This window comes from Anaerostipes amylophilus (genome assembly GCF_025567365.1).
GTDB classification, from domain to species: Bacteria; Bacillota; Clostridia; order Lachnospirales; family Lachnospiraceae; genus Anaerostipes; species Anaerostipes amylophilus.
The window spans coordinates 148,279-165,443 of sequence record NZ_JAOQJG010000003.1; the positions used below are offsets into that span (position 1 = coordinate 148,279).

At 37.6% G+C, this 17,165-nt stretch carries 16 protein-coding genes; 15 read left to right on the forward strand and 1 reads right to left on the reverse strand.

The genetic code is table 11. From position 1 onward, the window contains the following. Positions 1–8: 8 nt before the first annotated feature. The 7 genes from pheT (at position 9) to OCV53_RS05200 (ending at position 7,824) form a co-directional block, all read left to right on the forward strand. The gene (pheT, locus tag OCV53_RS05170; protein ID WP_055196910.1) at positions 9–2,429 is read left to right on the forward strand and encodes a phenylalanine--tRNA ligase subunit beta; all 2,421 of its coding nucleotides are present in this window, start codon (positions 9–11) and stop codon (positions 2,427–2,429) included. A gap of 151 nt (positions 2,430–2,580) precedes the next feature. Then, positions 2,581–3,762, forward strand: a complete 1,182-nt coding sequence (locus OCV53_RS05175) for an AAA family ATPase (RefSeq protein WP_242852122.1) — start codon at positions 2,581–2,583, stop codon at positions 3,760–3,762. 176 nt (positions 3,763–3,938) lie between these two features. Further along, on the forward strand, positions 3,939–4,688 hold the full coding sequence (locus OCV53_RS05180) for a hypothetical protein (RefSeq protein ID WP_055196913.1): 750 nt from the start codon (positions 3,939–3,941) through the stop codon (positions 4,686–4,688). A 14-nt stretch (positions 4,689–4,702) separates the two neighbouring features. Then, positions 4,703–4,927 carry a helix-turn-helix domain-containing protein gene (locus OCV53_RS05185; RefSeq protein WP_055196915.1) on the forward strand — a complete coding sequence of 75 codons (225 nt, stop codon included), beginning with the start codon at positions 4,703–4,705 and terminating at the stop codon, positions 4,925–4,927. Beyond that, positions 4,920–5,786 (forward strand): hypothetical protein, encoded by an 867-nt coding sequence (locus OCV53_RS05190; protein ID WP_055196916.1) that lies wholly within the window; start codon positions 4,920–4,922, stop codon positions 5,784–5,786. The genes OCV53_RS05185 and OCV53_RS05190 overlap by 8 nt, the downstream gene beginning before the upstream one ends. A 23-nt stretch (positions 5,787–5,809) precedes the next feature. Beyond that, the gene (locus tag OCV53_RS05195; protein WP_055196918.1) at positions 5,810–7,135 is read left to right on the forward strand and encodes a sodium-dependent transporter; all 1,326 of its coding nucleotides are present in this window, start codon (positions 5,810–5,812) and stop codon (positions 7,133–7,135) included. 2 nt (positions 7,136–7,137) lie between these two features. Then, on the forward strand, positions 7,138–7,824 hold the full coding sequence (locus OCV53_RS05200; protein WP_055196920.1) for a hypothetical protein: 687 nt from the start codon (positions 7,138–7,140) through the stop codon (positions 7,822–7,824). 22 nt (positions 7,825–7,846) lie between these two features. Here the strand turns inward: OCV53_RS05200 and OCV53_RS05205 are convergent, their stop codons facing one another. Next, positions 7,847–9,076, reverse strand: a complete 1,230-nt coding sequence (locus OCV53_RS05205) for an argininosuccinate synthase (RefSeq protein WP_022375315.1) — start codon at positions 9,074–9,076, stop codon at positions 7,847–7,849. Between the two features lie 315 nt (positions 9,077–9,391). Here OCV53_RS05205 and argC point away from each other — a divergent pair, with 315 nt between their 5' ends. The 8 genes from argC to OCV53_RS05245 all read left to right on the forward strand — a co-directional run bounded on the left by argC (position 9,392) and on the right by OCV53_RS05245 (position 17,158). After that, on the forward strand, positions 9,392–10,432 hold the full coding sequence (argC, locus tag OCV53_RS05210) for an N-acetyl-gamma-glutamyl-phosphate reductase (RefSeq protein ID WP_022375314.1): 1,041 nt from the start codon (positions 9,392–9,394) through the stop codon (positions 10,430–10,432). A gap of 26 nt (positions 10,433–10,458) precedes the next feature. Then, positions 10,459–11,685, forward strand: a complete 1,227-nt coding sequence (gene argJ / locus OCV53_RS05215) for a bifunctional ornithine acetyltransferase/N-acetylglutamate synthase (RefSeq protein ID WP_055196922.1) — start codon at positions 10,459–10,461, stop codon at positions 11,683–11,685. Between the two features lie 43 nt (positions 11,686–11,728). Next, on the forward strand, positions 11,729–12,667 hold the full coding sequence (gene argB, locus OCV53_RS05220) for an acetylglutamate kinase (protein WP_055196924.1): 939 nt from the start codon (positions 11,729–11,731) through the stop codon (positions 12,665–12,667). Between the two features lies 1 nt (position 12,668). Then, entirely contained in the window at positions 12,669–13,862 is a 1,194-nt protein-coding gene (locus OCV53_RS05225) for an aspartate aminotransferase family protein (protein ID WP_172674548.1), read from the forward strand. A gap of 69 nt (positions 13,863–13,931) precedes the next feature. Further along, complete coding sequence (locus tag OCV53_RS05230) at positions 13,932–14,366, forward strand: DMT family transporter (RefSeq protein ID WP_055196929.1); 435 nt, start codon at positions 13,932–13,934, stop codon at positions 14,364–14,366. 173 nt (positions 14,367–14,539) lie between these two features. Continuing rightward, complete coding sequence (locus OCV53_RS05235) at positions 14,540–15,022, forward strand: ComEA family DNA-binding protein (RefSeq protein ID WP_242852123.1); 483 nt, start codon at positions 14,540–14,542, stop codon at positions 15,020–15,022. A 17-nt stretch (positions 15,023–15,039) separates the two neighbouring features. Beyond that, on the forward strand, positions 15,040–15,729 hold the full coding sequence (locus tag OCV53_RS05240) for a response regulator transcription factor (RefSeq protein ID WP_022375308.1): 690 nt from the start codon (positions 15,040–15,042) through the stop codon (positions 15,727–15,729). Positions 15,730–15,826: 97 nt separating this feature from the next. Further along, positions 15,827–17,158, forward strand: coding sequence for a sensor histidine kinase (locus OCV53_RS05245; RefSeq protein ID WP_242852124.1), 1,332 nt, complete (start codon positions 15,827–15,829; stop codon positions 17,156–17,158). The last annotated feature ends 7 nt before the right edge of the window (positions 17,159–17,165 follow it).

The window sequence follows — 17,165 nt, forward strand, 5'->3', positions numbered from 1 at the left end:
TAAAAGTAATGGATACACCAATTTCATGGATCAAAGCTTATGTGCCTGATCTTGATTGCACACCACAGGAATATGCAGATAAAATGACATTATCTGGTTCCAACATGGAAAGTGTCACATATTTAGATAAAAACTTAGAAAAGATCGTAGTCGGAAAGATCGAGAAGATCGAGAAACATCCGGATGCCGATAAACTGATCATCTGCCAGGTAAATGTCGGAGATGAAACTATTCAGATCGTAACAGGAGCACCAAATGTATCAGAAGGAGACTTAGTACCAGTTGTCTTAGACGGTGGACGAGTAGCCGGAGGACATGACGGTGGAAAGAATCCAGAAGATGGAATTAAGATCAAAAAAGGAAAACTTCGTGGAGTAGAATCTTTTGGTATGATGTGTTCTATCGAAGAACTTGGAAGTTCCAGAGATATGTACCCAGAAGCACCAGAATATGGAATCTACATTTTCAATAAAGATGTGAAACCGGGAGACGATGCAGTCGAAGCTTTAGGACTTCGTGATGCAGTTGTCGAATTCGAGATCACATCAAACCGTGTAGATTGTTTCAGTATGATCGGTATGGCAAGAGAAGCAGCCGCTACATTTAAGAAAGACTTCTATCCACCAGTCGTTACAAAGACTGGAAATGATGAAGATGTCAACGATTACATTAAAGTAAGAGTTGAAGACGTAGACCTTTGCCCAAGATACACAGCAAGAGTTGTGAAAAATATCAAATTAGCTCCATCACCAGAATGGATGCAGAGAAGATTATCTGCAATGGGAATCCGTCCGATCAATAACTTAGTTGATATCACAAACTACGTGATGGAAGAATACGGACAGCCAATGCATGCATACGATCTTGATACAATTTCAAACAAAGAGATCGTTGTCCGCCGTGCAAAAGCAGGAGACAAATTCACTACATTAGATGGTGAAGAAAGAACACTGGACGAAAATGTCTTAATGATCTGTGATGGAGAAAAAGAAATCGGTATCGCAGGTATCATGGGTGGAGCAAACTCTATGGTAACAGATGACATCAAGACATTATTATTCGAAGCAGCATGCTTTGACGGAACAAACATCCGACTTTCTTCTAAGAGAATCGGTTTAAGAACGGATGCATCTGGTAAATTCGAAAAAGGATTAGACCCAGAAAATGCAATGGCAGCGATGGATCGTGCATGCCAGTTGATTGAAGAATTAGGAGCTGGAGAAGTTGTTGGAGGAGCCGTTGACGTTTATCCAAATCCAGTGAAACAGATTCGTCTTCCATTAGAAGTAGACAAGATGAACGCTCTTCTTGGAACAAATGTATCCAAAGAAGAAGTATTAGAATATTTTGCGAGAATCGAACTTGGATACGATGAAGCAACAAACGAAGTGATCGTACCATCCTTCCGTCAGGATCTTCACCGTATGGCAGACCTTGCAGAAGAAGTTGCAAGATTCTACGGATATGACAACATCCCTGTTACATTACCAAACGGAGAATCCACAGCCGGTAAGAAACCATTCAAGATCCGTGTCGAAGATGTCTGCAGAAATGTAGCAGAACAGAACGGATTTAGCGGTGGAATGACATATTCTTTCGAAAGTCCAAAAGTATTCGATAAATTATTATTACCTGAAGATGCAAAAGAACGTCAGGCAATCGAGATTTCAAACCCATTAGGAGAAGACTTCAGTATTATGAGAACGGTTTCCTTAAACGGAATGTTAACATCTCTTGCTACAAACTTAGCACACAGAAATAAAAACGTAAGACTATACGAATTTGGAAATATCTATATTCCAAAAGCATTACCATTAACAGAATTACCAGATGAAAGAATGCAGATGACACTTGGAATGTACGGAGAATGTGACTTCTTCACATTAAAAGGTGTTGTAGAAGACATACTTGATTCCCTTGGATTAGGTGGAACATCTGAATATACACCAACAACTAAACATCCATTCTTACACCCAGGAAGAGCTGCAGATGTCACAATCGATGGAGAAAAGATCGCTTACATCGGACAGATCCATCCAGAAGTTATGGATAACTACAACATGAAAGGCGAAGTCTATGTAGCAGTCATCGACATGCCAACATTAGTACCAAAAGCAACCTTCGACCGCAAATACGAAGGAGTAGCCAAATTCCCAGCAATGAAACGTGACTTAAGTATGGTTATGAAGAAAGACATCTTCGTTGGACAGCTTGAGAAGATCTTCAAAGACAAAGGTGGAAAACTTCTTGAATCCTACGAATTATTCGATGTCTACGAAGGAGACCAGATCGAAAAAGGATACAAATCCGTAGCATACTCCTTAACATTCAGAGCAAAAGATCGTACATTAGAAGATGCAGAAGTATCTAAGATCGTTGAGAAGATTCTTGATGAACTTAAGAAATTAGGCGTTGAATTACGTGCTTAATTGTGATTGAAAATAAAATAAAGTGAGAATTAAAATCCTCTGGCAGATAATATTGTCAGGGGATTTTTTGAATTTATATATAGCAAAATTGGAATTTACCATCATTTGTGTTAATATAAAAATAAAAGAAAGGAAACGAGGTGACAGCAGAATGGGAATTTATCTAAATCCGCCAGCAGACGGCTTTGAAGATATTTTAAAAGATGATATCTATGTGGATAAAACAGAATTGATTGCATATACCAATCAGGTTCTGGGAACAACAAGAAAGCTTACATGTTTCAGCAGACCAAGAAGATTCGGAAAATCTTTCGCAGCCCAGATGTTAGTTGCCTATTATTCAAAAGGTACAAAATCTGAGCATTTATTTAAAGACTTAAAAATTGCAAAAGATATAGAAGAAAAAAGCCATTACAAACAATATTTAAATCAATGCGATGTCCTATTCTGGGACATGACATGGTTTATTACCAATGCCCGGAATATCGAAGATACGGTAAAAGATCTTCAAAGAAAAATAATTTTCGAATTAAAAGGAGAGTTTACAGACTGCATAGAACAAGAAACAATAGCACTTCCAGAAGCACTCCTGCAGATCAGTGCGGTCACAGGACGAAAGTTTTTTATCATTATCGATGAATGGGATGCGTTATTTCGAGAAGCCCAAACAGATCAGAGACTGCAGGAAGAATATATCCAGTTGTTAAGAGGATTGTTTAAAGGGATACAAGTTTCAAGATTCTTAAGTGGAGCCTATATGACAGGAATTCTTCCAATCAAAAAATACGGAACACAATCAGCATTAACTGATTTCTACGAATACACGATGCTGGAACCAGGACCATTAGCAGAATTTGTAGGATTTACAGAACAAGAAGTCAAAGATTTATGCAAAGAGCAGCAAATCGATTTTGAACAGGCAAAAAAATGGTACGATGGCTACTGCTTCGGACAGACAGGACATATTTATAATCCGAATTCCGTAATGAAAGCAATATTTAACAAGCGATTCAGCAACTACTGGACCCAGACAGAGACATATGAATCACTAAGAGTTTATATCGACTTAAACTTTGACGGCTTAAAAGATATGATAGTAGATCTGATAGGAGAAAAACACTGCAGAATCGATACAGGATCATTTCAAAATGATATGACATCACTGAAAAATAAAGATGATGTATTAACATTATTGGTACATTTAGGATATTTAGCGTATGATATTGATCAAAAAGAAGTTTATATTCCAAATGAAGAGATCCGTCAGGAATTTATTAGGGCGATTAAGAACGGAAAAAGACAGGAACTAGTTAAAACCAATAACCTAAATTAAAGAATAGAATTATAGAAATAGAACCGAGACCATATGAGCTCGGTTCTATTTCTATAATTCTATTCATCTACAACTTAAGTCAATGAAACTTTCTTCAAAAAATTATTGTTTTTCAATAATTTCCATGCTACAATAATCTTGAAATTATCGAAAAACAATAATTAGAGGTGGATAGGATGAAATCAAACATAAATAAATTAATCCTGATCGAAGTCATCGCAGGAATCCTTGTTGCATTCACAGGACTATTATTTTATTCCATGTATATGTTCATCAATCCAGGACTCATGTATCAGAAAATGCCAGACATTTTTTCAATGGACCAAAGCAGTCTGATTGTAATGAAAATTATTTACGCATTCATCGTTTACAGCGTCCTGATCATGTGGTTGATCATGAAAGCGATCCGTTTTCTTGGAGATGACAGCCAGAAGAATTGGAAAAGCCGCTTGTATTTTGGGATGAAAGGACTGATTGCTGCACTAGTCAGTTATTACACGCTTTTGATCACATATGCAAAGACATTTGAACTGCTTCATAAGAGCGAAAATAAACTGCAAAATGTATCTTCGATAGAATGGTTTAAATCAGTATTACAGTTATTACCAATCATTATGACAATCCTGCTATTTATCAACATCATTCATGTAGTAAAAGCAATCGAAGATCATAAGGAAGAGCAGCAGATGATGACGGTGGCAAGACTTGCAGGTGTCGCAAAGGTTACCGCAGTGGTTACAGTCATATCAGATTTTATCCTGAATTTTTATCAGTTTTTGCTTGGAGCGACTTTACAGAATGTAAATGTCACGTTTGCGCCAGACGTATCCATGGAACCATTGATCATAGCATTTGGAGCATTGATCTTCCATGAATACTTCAAGTGGACCAAACAGCTAAAAGAAGAAAATGACCAGTTTATATAGAAGGAATGATAGTTATGGCAATTAAAATACATTTGGATGATATCTTAAAAGAGCGAAATATGACATCCAAAGAACTATGTAAAAAAGTCCATATTACAGAAGCAAACCTGTCAATCTTAAGAAGCGGCAAGGCAAAAGGAGTACGTTTCTCAACGATCAATAAGATCTGCTATTATCTTGAGTGTGATGTTGGAGATATCTTGAAATTTGACGGGAGATTGGAGAAAGAAGATGAGTAGGGGAATAAGAAAAACAGGAGTATTGGCAATGGTTGTGATGCTGGCAGCAACTCTATCAGGATGCCGCCTTGCAAAAAAAGACGAGGATGGAACAGTAAAGAAAACATTGTATGGTGCTTATGCAGTTGTAGGAAAGAGTCTGGATGATCCAGACATTCCAGATCCAGAGATGGAAGGAACAACCGTTGGGCAGAAAGATAAAAAAGGATTTGTTCATTTTAAAAAGATCAAGGGATATTTCTTTTTTCATAAATACGATCAGAAAGAAAATACGATCAGCATGGATGGTGATCCACAGTTGACTCATTTTTCAGGCGGCTCTAATATGAAAGATGGCGAGATCCAAAAAGATAAATGGCAAAAGACAGGCCAGTCATGTAAGGCAACAATTTATGTTCAGGAAACAAAAGGAATCACAAAAGTGCAGATTGGAAGTGTATATAAAAGAGCAGATGGTACATTTTATCTGGAACCTTCAGGAAGGTCTTCTGTGCAGGATCTATGTAAAACAGGAGGGTCTGGGATCAGCCAATCTTTTTCTGTGGATACAGAAGAAGGAAAGATGACATACCGTGTGGACTTTAAAGCAGACCGTGCAGTCAAAAAGATTCAGATCATCGAAATGAACAAAGATGATGTCAAGATCAAAAAAACAGCCTATATTTCACCTGAAATAAAACAATACCAGATGCAAAAAGACACAGCATATGTTATCATAAATGAACAGCTGATCGGTATGAAAGGTCAAACGATCAACAGACAGAAGATACATTCAGCAAAGAAGAATTTCACATATAAATGGAAGCAGCTTGGAGATGATGGAGTATTGACACCGACAGACTTGAAGTTTAAAAAGTAAAATCAGGAGGATAAAATTGAAATATGAAAGATAAAAGAGAATCATTTAACAGCAGGTGGGGATTTATCCTCGCCTGCATTGGTTCGGCAGTTGGTATGGGAAATATATGGATGTTTCCGACAAGGGTATCTTTGTATGGGGGAGGTTCCTTTTTGATCCCATATTTTATCTTTGTCGTTGTGATCGCATCCACTGGTGTGATCGGAGAGATGAGTTTTGGACGTGCGGCAAGGTCTGGACCGATTGATGCATTTGGGATGGTCTGTGAGAAGAAAGGAAAGAGAAAAGTCGGGGAAGGGTTAGGAATGATACCAGTTCTTGGTTCTCTTGCTATGGCAATCGGATATACAGTTGTGATGGGGTGGATCTTAAAATATGCTGTTGGAACTTTCACAGGGGCAACACTTGCACCAAAGACGATCGAAGAATTTGGCGGACGTTTTGGAACAATGGCATCTGCATTTGGAAATAACATCTGGCAGATTTTAGCTTTGATCTTATGCATGTGTATTTTAATCTTTGGTGTAGGAGCAGGGATTGAGAAAGCCAATAAGATTTTAATGCCAATTTTCTTTGCGCTGTTTGTGATCCTTGGAATCTACGTGGCATTTCAGCCAGGGGCAGCAACGGGATATCAATATATTTTCAGAGTCGATAAGGCGGCCATCTTAGATCCAAAGACATGGATCTTTGCACTAGGACAGGCCTTCTTTTCCTTATCCGTCGCAGGAAATGGAACATTGATCTATGGATCGTATTTATCCGATGAAGAAGACATCCCATCATCTGCAGCAAGAGTTGCATTTTTTGATACGGTTGCTGCGATGCTTGCAGCACTCGTGATCATCCCAGCTATGGCAACAACTGGAGCAACACTGGATCAAGGAGGACCGGGGCTGTTATTTATCTATCTTCCAAACCTGATCAACTCCATGCCAGGAAGTACGATCATCGCGATCATCTTTTTCGTTGCAGTGCTTTTTGCGGGAATGACATCACTGATCAATCTCTACGAAGCACCGATCGCAACCGTACAGGAAAAACTCCACGTAGGAAGAAAGACCGCCTGCGTGATCATCGCAGTGATCGGCGTGATCGTATCCTTATTGATCCAGGGCATCGTATCTGACTGGATGGATATCCTATCCATTTACATCTGCCCATTAGGAGCGGGGCTTGCAGGAATCATGTTCTTCTGGGTAGCAGGAAAGAAATATGTAGAAACACAGGTAAACAAGGGAAGAGAAAATAAATTTACGAAATTATATTATCCAATCTGTAAATATATTTATGTGCCAATCTGTATTTTAGTATTGGTACTTGGAATTGCATTAGGAGGAATCGGATAATTATGCCAGGATATATTTTACATTTAACTGCAGCACAGATGTTTTTAAAACAAACAAAAAAAGAGCAGGAATTGTTTGTCAATAAGCAGGAAACAAATAATTTTTTAATTGGAAATCTGATGCCAGATACAACAAAAGATAAAGCAAGATCACATTTTAGAGATCCCAAATATCAAGGAAATATGGTAGAATATCCAGAAATATCATGGTTTGCGAGGAAATATCATAATATTTTACATGATCCGAGTGTAATGGGATATTTATTTCATTTATATATCGACCGGAAGTTTTTCAAAGAATACATGCCAAGAATTATAGAATTCCGAGATAAAGAAGATCGGGTAGAGGAAAAAATGAACAAGGTAAAATATGTGATCTTAAAAAGAACTGGAGAAAAGATTTTAAAAGAAGATTTTTTCTCAGAGAAATATTATTATGGTGACTATACGAAGATGAACACGTATCTGTTCAATCATTATCATATACCGATCAGACTTGATCCAGAAGTTAATAATCCAGGAATTGAAGAAGTTTCTTATCGGAATGTAAAAAATGTTTTAAAAGAATTAGAAGGATACCTGACAGTGCCAGAAGAGGCGGTAAAGAATGTTAAAGTATTCGATGTGGAAGATTTATTATCATTTTTGGAAAACAGTGTAGAAAAATATAACCCATGGAACTGTGAGTAAGAGCAGTTCCATGGGTTATGTTTTATTTATTATTATTCTTTTCAGCTTCCTGCATCTTCATAGCACGAACTTTCAAAGGAAGTCCAAATAATGTAATAAATCCATCTGCATCATGATGATCATACATATCACCAGTTGTGAAAGATGCTAAAGATTCATTGTATAAGCTGTATGGAGAAGTAGTTCCAGCTTTGATGATATTACCTTTGTAAAGTTTGAATTTAACTTCACCTGTTACATATTTCTGAGTAGATGTAACGAATGCCTGGATTGCTTCACGAAGTGGAGTGAACCATTTTCCTTCGTATACAACTTGAGCCATCTGGCTTCCAAGTTTCTTCTTAGCTTCCATTGTTTCACGGTCAAGGATCAATTCTTCTAACTGTTCGTGAGCTGCCATTAAGATTGTTCCACCTGGAGTTTCGTATACACCACGGGATTTCATTCCTACAACACGGTTTTCAACGATGTCGACGATACCGATACCATTTTCGCCACCAAGACGGTTTAATTCAGTGATGATCTCAGAAACTTTCATTTCTTTTCCATTTAATGTCTTAGGAACACCAGCTTCAAATGTCATAGTAACTTCTGTTTCTTTATCAGGAGCGTTCTGTGGAGTTACTCCTAAAACAAGCATGTTATCATAGTTTGGTGCTAAAGAAGGATCTTCTAATTCAAGACCTTCGTGGCTGATATGCCATAAGTTACGGTCACGGCTGTAGCTGTGGCTTGCATCAAATGGAAGATGGATTCCGTGTGCTTCACAGAATTCAATTTCATCTTCACGAGACTGCATTGTCCATACGTCTGTCATACGCCATGGAGCGATGATCTTGATGTCTGGAGCTAAAGCTTTGATACCAAGTTCAAAACGGATCTGGTCATTTCCTTTTCCTGTAGCACCGTGGCAGATAGCAACTGCGTTTTCTTTTCTTGCAATCTCAACTAATTTCTTAGCGATTGCTGGACGAGCCATAGATGTTCCAAGAAGATACTGATGTTCGTATACAGCACCTGCCTGTACGCATGGCATGATGTAGTTATCACAGAAATCATCAACGATATCTTCGATATATAATTTAGATGCTCCGGATAATTTTGCTCTTTCATCAAGTCCGTCTAATTCGTTACCCTGTCCACAGTTAACGCAGCAACAGATAACTTCATAGTCAAATGTTTCCTTAAGCCAAGGAATCAGAGCTGTAGTATCAAGACCTCCGGAATATGCTAAAACAACTTTTTCTTTCATGAAATAAATCCTCCTAAGTGTATATTGACGGGATGCTTTCTTATCTTTCTTATTATATAGAATGTAATATTTCGAAATCAAAATCCCGCATGTTCATATAAATATTTGCTTGTCTATTAATATACGTTATATTTGCATCTTTTGCAAGTTCTATTTTCGAAAATAATGAATATTTATAACATAAAAATGAATAAAATGAAAAACAATTGCATATTTATACAAAACTATTGCATATTTTAAAATTCGGTTGTATACTTATGAACAATGATTGAAAAAATAACCTACATTATAAAAGAGAAGGACAAGGAGATTAACATGATCAAAGCAGGAATCATTGGATCCACAGGTTACGCAGGACAGGAACTTGTAAGAATCCTTACACAACATAAAGATGCAGAAGTTGTATGGTATGGATCCAGAAGTTATATAGACCAGAAATATTATGAAGTATTTAGAAATATGTTTCAGATTGTGGATGACAAATGTTTAGACGATAACATGGATGAACTTGCATCCAAAGTAGATGTCATATTTACAGCAACACCACAGGGACTGTGCAGCTCATTAGTGTCAGAAGATATCTTATCAAAAGTTAAGATCATCGACTTAAGTGCAGATTTCCGTATCAAAGATGTCAATCGTTATGAAGAATGGTATGGAATCAAACACCAAAGTCCAGAATTTATCGATGAAGCAGTTTATGGACTTTGTGAGATTAACCGTGAAGATATCAAGAAAGCACGATTGATCGCTAATCCAGGATGCTATCCAACATGCTCTACATTATCTATCTACCCAATGGCGAAGGAAGGACTGATCGAGATGAACAGTGTGATCATCGATGCAAAATCAGGAACATCCGGAGCTGGACGTGGAGCAAAAGTCAACAACTTATATTGTGAAGTCAATGAAAACATCAAAGCATATGGAGTCGCAACACACAGACATACTCCAGAGATTGAAGATCAGTTAAGCTATGCATCTGGAGAAGAAGTGTTATTAAACTTTACACCACATTTAATTCCAATGAATCGTGGAATTTTGGTGACAGCTTATGCAACACTTAAGAAAGATGTAAGCTATGAAGAAGTCAAAGCAATCTATGATTCTTATTATAAAGATGAAAAATTCGTCAGAGTTTTAGATAAAGATGTCTGCCCAGAGACAAGATGGGTAGAAGGAAGTAACTATGTAGATGTCAACTTTAAGATTGATAAACGTACAAACCGCATCATCATGATGGGTGCTATGGATAACCTTGTAAAAGGTGCAGCTGGACAGGCAGTACAGAACATGAATCTTATGTTTGGATTAAAAGAAACTGAAGGATTAGAATTAGTACCAATGTTCCCATAGAACTTTGGTAAGGAAGGACTAGAATTATGAAGATCATCAATGCCGGAGTAACAGCTCCAAAAGGTTTCAAATGTGCAGGACTTCGTGCTGGAGTCAAACCAGGGAAGACAAACAAAGATATGGCAATGATCGTAAGTGAAGTGCCAGCAAAGATCGCAGGAACATTTACAAAGAACATCGTAAAAGCAGCTCCAGTTTTATGGGGAAAGAAGATTGTAGAGGAACAAGAAGCAGTCAGAGCCGTTGTAGTTAATACAGGAATTGCCAATGCATGTACTGGTGCACAGGGATATGAAAATGCTGTAACAGAAGCAAAAGAAGTTGCAGCCTTGTTAGATATCAAACCAGAAGAAGTTGTCGTAGGTTCCACAGGAGTTATTGGACAGCAGCTTCCAATGGATGTTATTAAAGAAGGAATCAAGAAATTAGTTCCTGAATTGAAAGCTGACAGACAGAGTGAAGAAGATGCCTCATGGGCAATCCTTACAACCGATACAAAACCAAAAGAAGCAGCGGTAGAAGTAGAAATTGCTGGAAAGACAGTTACAATTGCAGGTATGTGCAAAGGTTCTGGAATGATTCATCCAAACATGGGAACAATGCTTGGATTTATCACAACAGATGCAGCGATTGATAAAGCTTTATTATTAGAACTTCAGAGAGAACTGATCGAAGATACATTCAATATGGTATCTGTTGATGGAGATACATCTACAAATGACACTGTTTTCGTTTTAGCAAATGGAATGGCAGAGAATAAAGAAATCACAGAAAAAGATGCTGATTATGAAGCATTCAAAGAAGGTTTATTATATGTGAACCAGTCTCTTGCAAAACAGATCGCAGGGGATGGAGAAGGATGTACACGTTTATTTGAAGTTCATGTAGCAGGTGCAGATTCTAAAGAAAATGCGAAAATCTTAAGTAAATCTGTTGTGACGTCAAGTCTTACAAAAGCAGCAATTTATGGAAAAGATGCGAACTGGGGAAGAATTCTTTGCGCACTTGGATATGCGGGAGTTGATTTTGATCCAGTGAAGGTTGACATCAGCTTAAAGAGTGCGGATGGTGTGATTGAAATCGTAAAGGATGGAATTGCAACAGATTATTCTGAAGATGAGGCAACAAAAGTATTATCCGCAGATGCAGTGACAGCAGATATCAACGTACATAATGGAGATTTTGAGGCAACTGCATGGGGATGTGACCTGACTCATGATTATGTAACGATCAACGCGGATTACAGATCATAAAATAAAATACAGAAAAGCAAGACAGTTACGAAAGGAAAAATGAATGGAACAGATGGAAAATGAAATCGAAGAATTAATCGAACAGTCAAAACAAAAAGCAAAGGTATTAACAGAAGCATTACCATATATCCGTCGTTTTAATAACAGTTATGTTGTTGTTAAATATGGTGGAAGTGCCATGAAAGATAAGAATCTTCAAAAGAGTGTTATCCGAGATGTTGCTTTATTAAAATTAGTAGGTATGAAACCGATCATCGTACATGGTGGGGGAAAAGAAATCAGCAAGTGGGTTCGTATGTCAGGAAAAGAACCTGAATTTTATCATGGACTTCGTGTCACAGATAAAGAGACAATGGAAGTTGCTGAGATGGTATTATTTAAAGTTAATCAGGAACTGGTTGCCATGATGGCAGAAGTTGGAGTGAAAGCAGTAGGTCTTTCTGGAAAAGATGCAGAAATGATCCGCGTTAAGAAAAAAGAGATGCCAGGAAAAGATCTTGGATATGTTGGTGAAGTAACGAGCGTTGATACAACACTTCTTGAAGCACTGATCGAAGATGATTTTGTACCAGTTATTTCTCCAATCGGATTAGGAGATAATTACGAAGCATATAACATTAATGCTGACGATACAGCATGTGCAGTTGCAGAAGCATTAAATGCAGAGAAACTTGTATTTTTAACAGATATCGAAGGTGTTTTTGTAGATCCTGAGGATAAATCAACACTGATTTCTGAGATGGATTTAAAACAGGCAAAAGAATTTATTGACAACGGAGTTGTTGGTGGAGGAATGCTTCCAAAACTTAAAAACTGTATTGAAGCGATCGAAGGTGGAGTTTCCAGAGTTCATATCTTAGATGGACGTTTGACAAACTGTTTGTTACTGGAGTTCTTTACAGAAAAAGGTATCGGAACAGCTATCTTAAAAGAACCATTATTTGATAAACCATTATTCAGTGAAGATGAGGAAGGATGTTAAGATGAAAACTCAGCAGGAATATATCGACCAGGGAGAACAGTATATCTTAAAGACATACAATCGTTTTCCAGTTGTATTAGAAAAAGGGGAAGGCGTTTATTTATACGATGCTGACCATAAAAAATATTTAGACTTTGGTGCAGGAATTGCCGTATTTGCATTAGGATATGGAAATGAAGCCTACAATCAGGCATTAAAAGATCAGATTGACAAGCTGATCCATACATCAAATTTATATTACAACATTCCAGCAGTAGAAGCTGCAAAGAAGATTGTTGATGCTTCAGGACTTAAAAAAGTATTCTTTACAAATAGTGGAACAGAAGCGATCGAAGGTGCATTAAAAGTTGCAAGAAAGTATGCATATAACAAAGATGATTCCAAAGATTATGAATTTATCGCTATGAATCATTCTTTCCACGGAAGAAGCCAGGGAGCTTTATCTGTTACGGGTAACAGCCATTATCAGGATGGATTCGTGCCAAAAGAATTCCGTGCCGTATTTGCAGAATTTAATAACTTAGAAGATGTTGTATCAAAGATTACAGACAAGACTTGCGGAATCATCTGTGAGGTTGTTCAGGGTGAAGGTGGTATTTTCCCTGCAGATAAGGAATTCTTAGAGGGACTTCGTAAAGTTTGTGATGAAAAAGATATTTTACTGATCTTTGATGAGATCCAGTGTGGAATGGGACGTTGTGGATCCTTATTTGCACATGATCTTTATGGAGTGAAACCAGATGTTTTAACACTTGCAAAGGCACTTGGATGTGGTGTTCCAGTTGGAGCATTTGTTGTAGGAGAAAAGGCTGATGGGGCTTTAGTTCCAGGAGATCATGGAACAACTTATGGAGGAAATCCATTTGCAACAGCAGCGATCAATGCCGTATTTGATCAGTTTGAGAAATTACAGATTCCAGAACATGCAAAAGAAGTGGGAGCATATCTGTGGGATAAATTAGAAGAATTAAAAGATAAATACAGCTTTATTACAGGACATCGAGGAATTGCCTTGATGCAAGGTCTTGAATTTGATGCAGATCATCCAGTTGGAGATATTGTTAAGAAAGCATTAGAGAAAGGACTGATCTTAATTTCAGCAGGAAATAATGTCATTCGTTTCGTGCCACCACTTGTCATTGAAAAAGAACATGTTGATGAGATGCTTTCTATTTTAGAAGATTGTATTGCATAAGATGTATAAAATGAACCTCTGTGGAAAGACTATTTATAAAAAGATAGTTTTTCATGGAGGTTTTTTTATATGTTAGGGTTGATCATTGCGTTAGTTTCGGGTGCACTTATGAGCATTCAGGGAGTGTTTAATACAGAAGTAACAAAACAAAGCAGTACCTGGACAACGAGTACGTTTGTTCAGGCAACAGGATTTCTGGCATGCTTGATCATATGGTTTGTGACAGAAAAAGATCAAAGCTTTACAATGCTTCTAAAAGTAAGTCCTAAATACCTTTTGCTTGGAGGGATGATTGGAGCAGCGATCACATTTACGGTAATTAAAAGTATCGAAAGTCTGGGTCCTGCACAGTCTGCTATGCTGATCGTTGCATCGCAAAGTGTTATTTCTTATCTGATCGAGGTATTTGGATTGTTTGGAGTGGAAAAAACAGGTTTTGCATGGATAAAACTTTTAGGAGTTGTTTTGTTTGTTGCAGGTTTGTTAATATTTAAATGGAAATGATAAATATCTCTTGTAAAGTATTATAATTTTCGCTAAAATAGAAAATAGATTTACATGTTCCAGGCTCTTTGCATAAGACCGGGAGGTTTATGTTGTTTAGAAGAGTCCAAATAATAAACATTTTGCTGGTGGTGATATTTATATTTAGTGGATGTACACGCAGAAGTGATGTAATGATAGCATCAAGGCAGGAGAAGACGACAACGGCCAGGAAATCCTCATCCAAAGATTCTATTTACGTCTATATCTGTGGAGAAGTAAAGCATCCAGGTGTATATAAATTTTCAAAGGACGACCGGATCGTAGCAGCGATCAAGGCATCTGGAGGACTGACATCCAAGGCATCAGCAGAGAGTATTAACCAGGCAGAGAAGATGAAAGATGGGCAGCAGATTACAATCCCATCGAAGAAACAAGTAACAAAGAAGGAAACAACCGATGTGAACGCCACACAATCTTCCTCTGGAAAGATTAATATCAATACTGCAAGTGTCGAGGAATTAAAGACACTTTCTGGAATTGGAGAATCGAAGGCGAATGATATTATTTCTTATCGAGAGGAACATGGCTCTTTTACAAGCCCTGAAGATATCATGAAGATTCAAGGAATCAAAGAGGGAATCTATAATAAGATCAAAGACAAGATAACAATATAATTTATAGAGGTGGAAAAATGAGGAAGGTCTTAGTTGTTGATGATGAAAAACTAATCGTGAAAGGCATTAAATTCAGTTTAGAACAAGACGAGATGCAGGTTGACTGTGCTTACGATGGCGAAGAAGCATTAGAGAAAGCAAAGGAGAATAAGTACGATATCATTCTTCTTGATGTGATGCTTCCTGGTCTGACTGGATTTGAAGTGTGTCAGGCAATTCGTGAATTTTCTAATGTTCCGATCATTATGCTGACGGCTAAGGGAGAAGACATGGATAAGATTCTAGGACTAGAATATGGTGCAGATGATTATATTACCAAGCCGTTTAATATTCTGGAAGTAAAGGCAAGGATCAAGGCTATTTTACGAAGAAGCGCACATCACGATGTGAAAGAAGAGGAATCTGCAAAAGTTGTAGAATCCAGAGGATTAAAGATCGACTGTGAAAGCCGCAGAGTACATATTCACGGCAAAGAAGTGAATCTGACAGCCAAGGAGTTTGATCTGCTTGAACTTTTGGTATTTCATCCTAATAAAGTATATAGCAGAGAGGATCTGTTGAATACCGTATGGGGATACGATTATCCAGGAGATGCGAGAACTGTTGATGTTCATATTCGAAGACTGAGAGAGAAGATCGAAGTGAATCCCGGAGTACCGGACTATGTACATACAAAGTGGGGGGTAGGTTACTATTTTCAAGCGTAAGAGAGATCGATTTGCCTTCTTACATAGTATGCAGTTCTTTATCTTTCTATCAATCTTTTTGCTGACGACATTGATATCTGTTTTTTTTAGTAAGTTTTTGAATGATGGATATCGAGAGAAAATATATGATCAGAAAGTTGATAGTGTAGCTAGTCAGTGTGCATGGCTTGGAGATCAGGTAGTTGGAGTTGATTTTCGTTTAGACGATGGCTCCAACTCTCTTTCTACCCAGACAGATAAATTAGCAGCGAGTATGAATGGTCGGATCATCGTAATCAAAAGTAATTATAAGATCATAAAAGATACACATACAGATTTTCAGTCAAGATTCTTCCTGAATCAGAATATTCTTGATATCATGGAGGGAAACAAAGAAAGAATTGTTACAGAGAATGGAAAATATATTGAAGTTTTGGTTCCAATCACATACAAGACAGGAAATAAAACACAGATTCTTGGTGCAGTAATAGCGACTGTTCCATCAGAAGATATGATGGGTGCAGTCATCGAGATGGAACACAGAAGGAATATGCTTTTGGTTGCTTTCATTATATGCGGATTGTGTGCGGCGATGGCAATCAGTTATTTACTGACAAGAGATTTAAAGAAGATTCAGAAAGACGTTGATTTTATTGCATCTGGGCATGAGGATGAGTCGATTGAAGAGACAGGATTTTTGGAAATGCGTATGATTGTACAGCGCTTTAACGAGATTCTTGGAAGAATGCAGACATTAGAAGAATCCAGACAGGAATTTGTATCGAATGTGTCTCATGAATTAAAAACACCAATGACATCAATGAAAGTTCTTGCAGATTCTCTGATTCAGCAGGGAGATCAGGTTCCAGCAGAACTATACCGTGAATTTATGCAGGATATTGTCGCGGAGATCGATCGAGAGAATGTTATTATTTCTGACCTGTTATCCTTGGTAAAACTAGATAAGAAAGCAGCACAGCTTCAGATCACTACAGTCAGCATTAATGAATTGTTAGAGATTGTTATGAAGAGATTAAAGCCGCTGGCACTTCAACGTAATATTGAATTGATCTTTGAAAGTTTTCGTCCGGTTACTGCGGAGATTGATGAAGTGAAATTATCACTTGGACTCACAAATCTGATCGAGAATGGTATTAAATACAACAAAGATGACGGATGGATCCGTGTTACATTGAATGCTGATCATAAGTATTTCTATGTGAAAGTAGCGGATTCAGGTGTAGGTATTCCAGAGGACTGTCAGGATCAGGTATTTGATCGCTTCTATCGAGTGGATAAAGCAAGATCAAGAGATACTGGAGGTACCGGACTTGGACTTGCGATCACGAAAAGCGTTGTATCTCTTCATAATGGAGAGATTAAGCTGTACAGTAAAGTTGGTGAAGGAACAACATTTACCTTAAGAATTCCGTTAAAATATAAAGGCTAGGAGGAGA

Coding starts and splice junctions, on each gene's coding strand:
- pheT (WP_055196910.1), top strand. CDS start 9: ATGGATACACCAATTTCATGGATCAAAGCTTATGTGCCTGATCTTGAT.
- OCV53_RS05175 (WP_242852122.1), top strand. CDS start 2,581: ATGGGAATTTATCTAAATCCGCCAGCAGACGGCTTTGAAGATATTTTA.
- OCV53_RS05180 (WP_055196913.1), top strand. CDS start 3,939: ATGAAATCAAACATAAATAAATTAATCCTGATCGAAGTCATCGCAGGA.
- OCV53_RS05185 (WP_055196915.1), top strand. CDS start 4,703: ATGGCAATTAAAATACATTTGGATGATATCTTAAAAGAGCGAAATATG.
- OCV53_RS05190 (WP_055196916.1), top strand. CDS start 4,920: ATGAGTAGGGGAATAAGAAAAACAGGAGTATTGGCAATGGTTGTGATG.
- OCV53_RS05195 (WP_055196918.1), top strand. CDS start 5,810: ATGAAAGATAAAAGAGAATCATTTAACAGCAGGTGGGGATTTATCCTC.
- OCV53_RS05200 (WP_055196920.1), top strand. CDS start 7,138: ATGCCAGGATATATTTTACATTTAACTGCAGCACAGATGTTTTTAAAA.
- OCV53_RS05205 (WP_022375315.1), bottom strand. CDS start 9,076: ATGAAAGAAAAAGTTGTTTTAGCATATTCCGGAGGTCTTGATACTACA.
- argC (WP_022375314.1), top strand. CDS start 9,392: ATGATCAAAGCAGGAATCATTGGATCCACAGGTTACGCAGGACAGGAA.
- argJ (WP_055196922.1), top strand. CDS start 10,459: ATGAAGATCATCAATGCCGGAGTAACAGCTCCAAAAGGTTTCAAATGT.
- argB (WP_055196924.1), top strand. CDS start 11,729: ATGGAACAGATGGAAAATGAAATCGAAGAATTAATCGAACAGTCAAAA.
- OCV53_RS05225 (WP_172674548.1), top strand. CDS start 12,669: ATGAAAACTCAGCAGGAATATATCGACCAGGGAGAACAGTATATCTTA.
- OCV53_RS05230 (WP_055196929.1), top strand. CDS start 13,932: ATGTTAGGGTTGATCATTGCGTTAGTTTCGGGTGCACTTATGAGCATT.
- OCV53_RS05235 (WP_242852123.1), top strand. CDS start 14,540: ATGATAGCATCAAGGCAGGAGAAGACGACAACGGCCAGGAAATCCTCA.
- OCV53_RS05240 (WP_022375308.1), top strand. CDS start 15,040: ATGAGGAAGGTCTTAGTTGTTGATGATGAAAAACTAATCGTGAAAGGC.